Annotated in this window: 1 protein-coding gene; it reads left to right on the forward strand. The window is 38.9% G+C overall.

What is annotated here, in order from left to right; all coding sequences use genetic code 11:
* A partial coding sequence (locus tag J7J10_01620; GenBank protein MCD6129639.1) for a hypothetical protein occupies window positions 1-1,125 on the forward strand: 1,125 nt, incomplete at its 5' end.
* Window positions 1,126-1,231: the final 106 nt, after the last annotated feature.

Consider the following 1,231-nt stretch of genomic DNA (forward strand, 5'->3'; position numbering starts at 1 on the left):
CAGAATACGATAATGCATTACGGTTATGGTAATAAGCATGATGAATATCTGTTTAACTATAGTATCGGAGAGAAGGGAGTATTGAGAAAAAAGAGAATTATCGATGATAGAGGAGAGAACCAAAAAAGAGTAATGGAAGCGGCGATAAGCGAGAATGAGATTGAGAGAGATTACATAGACAGATTTAATCTCAAGGCGATAAAATATGATTCGTCATACAATCTTGCATTGAACGGAGAGGGAGATTATATATTCTGGAAGGATGTATACAAGATTGATTCCTGCAAGAATGCCGTAGGAGAGGATATACTGCCGTTGGTATCAAATTCCGGAGAGGGTTATTATGTGGCGTTACCGGGAGATACGATATACATATATGCCGACATAAGGAATGGTGATAAAGCGGATATCGGAGAAAAGAGAAACAAAGACAGCGGTATACTTATAGGTTCGGGAGTCAAGCCGAAAGAGAAAGGCGGGAATGTCGAGCCGTCGATTGAGATTGAGTATACGGGAGGCAAGGGTTGGTTATCCGGAGGAGAGATATACCCGAGAGAATATGTATATCCGATTTATAATAACATTCCGTTGGGCAGTCGAATAAGACTTATCATCCGAAATGAAGTAAAAATCGATTACATATCATTTCCGAGGGCGGAGGATGTAAAATATAATGAAATAGAGCTTAAACCTATAAATCCCATGTTGAGAGGCAAGAATGTAATTGAGGAGATAATCAAAGAGGATAGTGTATATATAAACCTTGTGAAGGGTGATACGCTATATTTTTCATTTCCTCAAATAACGCCTGCAAACGGAGAAAATGTATCATATATACTCGAGACGGACGGATACTATAATGCGGACAATAACGGGAGATGTAATGGTACAGGCAATGTATTCAAAAAGAAGGATATCGAAATTAAAAACGGCATTGTTCATTTGCATTTGAGAGACAGAACATTTTCGCATTACGAGATATACAGCATATCGGGCAGGCGGATAGGAGAGGGAGCAATAGAGAAAGGCGGGATTAAGATAGGGGGATTATGCAGAGGCGTATATTTCATAAAATTGAAAGGTAAAGAGGGAATTGAGACGGATAAATTTGAGGTAATACGCTAATATAATTTTGATATTAATCGATTGGGATAGGGGCGTATAATTATCCGCCCCTATTTGTTTCGGCAAACGAGACCCTGAAACAATGCTGAAATAAATTCAGCACAGG

Source organism: Deltaproteobacteria bacterium (assembly GCA_021159305.1).
Taxonomy (GTDB): domain Bacteria; phylum Campylobacterota_A; class Desulfurellia; order JAGGSF01; family JAGGSF01; genus JAGGSF01.